Source organism: Halalkalibacterium ligniniphilum (genome assembly GCF_000334155.1).
Taxonomy (GTDB): domain Bacteria; phylum Bacillota; class Bacilli; order Bacillales; family Bacillaceae_D; genus Halalkalibacterium; species Halalkalibacterium ligniniphilum.
Genome location: NZ_ANNK01000074.1, coordinates 1 through 2852 on the forward strand (window position 1 = coordinate 1; position 2852 = coordinate 2852).

Consider the following 2852-nt stretch of genomic DNA (forward strand, 5'->3'; position numbering starts at 1 on the left):
TTGACGGTCAATTTCGAGTCCCCTTTAGGGGGTTGTCGGTAAAGTGCCCTTATAGGGCGAAATTAAAACCGCCGGTTCTACCGGCGGATATTTACTTAAGGAAGTCCTTGCTTCATAGGGTGTTAAAAAGTGGAAGCATTTGCTTGCATCTTTCTTTGTGTCATAATAAAAGAAAACTCGCCCAAGAATCAACACGAGAAGGAGGACATACGATGTCGAACGTAAATTGGATTGAACGAGGAGAAATAGCAAAGCAGTGGGTTCTTGAAGCTGCTGAACATATAAAAAAAGCGTTGGCAAGTAAAATCCATGTAGAAGCAAAATCGAATCCTGATGACCTCGTAACAGATGTGGATCGTTCAACAGAAGCTTTTTTTTATGAAAAAGTAAGCACTCACTTTCCTTCTCATCACTTTCTTGGAGAAGAAGGGATTTCTGAGAATGTGGAGCAGATGGATGGAACGGTATGGATTATCGACCCGATTGACGGTACGATGAATTTTGTTCATTCTCAGTTTAAATTTGCGATCTCTCTTGCGGTTTACCATGAAGGAATTGGGAAGATTGGAATTATATACGATGTGATGGCCGGTGAATTGTTTCAAGCAATCGAAGGTCAAGGTGCTTTTCTTAATGGGAAGCCTGTCCAAAAAATAACGGAACGTCCTTTAGAAGAAAGCATCCTAGGATTAAACGCCCGCTGGATTGTAGAGGATCGAAACCCGTATCGCCGTGAATTAGCCCAGCTGGTAAGAGATGTTCGAGGTATTCGTTCGTATGGGTCCGCTGCTTTGGAGCTTGCATATGTAGCAAGCAATCGCCTTGATGGTTATATCAGTGTCAAGCTCTCACCATGGGATTACGCGGCTGGTATCATCATATTGAAAGAAACGGGATGCTGTGTGACAAATTTCAATGGTGAATCGTTATCTCTTCTTAAAGGAGGTTCAGTTTTTGCAGGAAAACCTGCTTTTCATAAAGAAGTAATAAAGCGATATGTGGGGAGGGAGCGCTAGAATGAAAAAAGTTGGCTTTATCGGACTTGGGACAATGGGTTTGCCAATGGTTAAGCATTTGCTTTCAAATGGGTTTGATACATATGTTGTAAGTCGGAGTCGTGGTCCAATTGAGCAAGCAGTTGCTTTGGGAGCAATTGAAGCATCTTCTCCAAAAGATTTAATGGAGGCAGTTGATGTGGTGATGACCTGCCTTCCTGTGCCACAGTCTATTCTCGATGTATATGAGGGAGATGACGGACTGATTGCTGGCCTGAGCCCGGGGAAAGTGATCGTTGACCACTCTACTGTGGATCGGGAGACGAACGAACGGGTTTATGAGCAAATCCAGAAAAAGGGAGCTTACTTTGTTGATGCTCCTGTTAGTGGCGGTCCGATGGGGGCTGAGGCAGGAACATTGACGATTATGTGTGGAGGAGACGATGAAGGCTTCTCTCTCAGTCGAGATGTGATGGATGCTTATGGTGACTATATTGTCCATGTTGGACCTGTAGGCAGTGGCACGGTTGTTAAGCTACTGAACAACATGCTTATCGGTGTCCATCAAGCAGCACTTGGGGAATGTTTTATTATGGCTGAAAAAGCCGGTGTCGATCCTGCTATTGCATATGATTTGATTAAACGGAGTTCAGGGTTTTCCAAAAGTATGGACTGGTCCGTGGATGCGATTCTTGACCGGAGCTTTGAAGCACGATTTTCAATCAATCTCCTTCATAAGGACATTCGCTTAGCCTTAAAGCTAGCTGAGCAGCTTGACCTGCCGCTAGAGATGGTAAAAAAAGGCGAGGAACGGGTTAGGGAAGCGAAGGAAAAGTACGGTGACCAGGATGTCTCTGCCATTATCCGGCCATTGGAGGAACGGACGGGTGTGACGTTGCTGCGGAAAAAGTAAAATGAATATCTTTCTACATACAAAAGAGGCTGATCACTCAGCCTCTTTTGTATGTAGAAAATAGATAATTATAGCTCTCCGGATTCGCGTAGTTTTTTTCGTAAAGTAAATCCAATTCCACAAGCAATGAACACACCAGCAAACGCAAGGAACGCGATCAACAGACTTCTTTCAGCAATTGCAACGCCTATCGCCATAATACAAACCACTGTAATAATGGCGAGTAGCAGAAACATCACATTTTCTTTTTTCACATTCAATACCCCCATACTGAACACTCACTTACTAAGTTTACCTTTTTTTACTGGAAAGAAAAACCCTTTCAATGTGACAATCACGTTAAAAATCTAAAGAACGAACAAACAAGTCTGCGTAAAAATTTGGATTGTGATATACTAAGACAGTTAATGAACAAATAAGGAGAGAATTAGATGACCGTACGCAACGATTTACGAAACATTGCGATTATTGCTCACGTTGACCATGGGAAAACGACACTTGTTGACCAATTATTAAAGCAATCAGGAACGTTCCGAGATAATGAACAGGTGCAAGAGCGCGCAATGGATTCGAATGACTTAGAAAAAGAACGCGGAATTACGATTTTGGCGAAAAATACAGCGATCAACTATAATGATATACGCATTAATATTATGGATACACCAGGGCATGCTGATTTCGGTGGGGAAGTTGAGCGGATTATGAAAATGGTTGATGGCGTACTGCTCGTTGTTGATGCATATGAAGGATGTATGCCACAAACGCGCTTCGTACTGAAAAAAGCGCTTGAGCAAAAGCTAACACCGGTTGTTGTTGTGAACAAAATCGACCGTGATTTTGCTCGTCCTGCCGAAGTAGTAGACGAGGTGATTGATTTATTTATTGATCTTGGAGCTGACGAAGAACAATTAGAATTTCCAGTTATCTATGCTTCAGCGATTAAT

The 2852-nt window shown here is 42.7% G+C and carries 4 protein-coding genes; 3 read left to right on the forward strand and 1 reads right to left on the reverse strand.

The window, feature by feature from the left end; all coding sequences use genetic code 11:
* Positions 1-212 precede the first annotated feature (212 nt).
* Together BLT_RS0107395 and BLT_RS0107400 are read left to right on the forward strand one after the other, a co-directional pair.
* A complete protein-coding gene (locus tag BLT_RS0107395; protein ID WP_017727145.1) occupies positions 213-1016 on the forward strand; it encodes an inositol monophosphatase family protein in 804 nt (267 codons plus the stop codon).
* A gap of 1 nt (position 1017) precedes the next feature.
* A complete protein-coding gene (locus BLT_RS0107400) occupies positions 1018-1908 on the forward strand; it encodes an NAD(P)-dependent oxidoreductase (protein ID WP_017727146.1) in 891 nt (296 codons plus the stop codon).
* A gap of 68 nt (positions 1909-1976) precedes the next feature.
* On the opposite strand, the gene BLT_RS0107405 is transcribed toward BLT_RS0107400, so the two are convergent.
* Positions 1977-2162: a DUF5325 family protein gene (locus BLT_RS0107405; protein ID WP_017727147.1), complete on the reverse strand. Its 186-nt coding sequence runs from the start codon at positions 2160-2162 to the stop codon at positions 1977-1979.
* A gap of 177 nt (positions 2163-2339) precedes the next feature.
* Here BLT_RS0107405 and BLT_RS21610 point away from each other — a divergent pair.
* Positions 2340-2852 (forward strand): GTP-binding protein (locus tag BLT_RS21610; RefSeq protein WP_017727148.1); only part of this gene is annotated, 513 nt, incomplete at its 3' end.

Coding starts and splice junctions, on each gene's coding strand:
- BLT_RS0107400 (WP_017727146.1), top strand. CDS start 1,018: ATGAAAAAAGTTGGCTTTATCGGACTTGGGACAATGGGTTTGCCAATG.
- BLT_RS0107395 (WP_017727145.1), top strand. CDS start 213: ATGTCGAACGTAAATTGGATTGAACGAGGAGAAATAGCAAAGCAGTGG.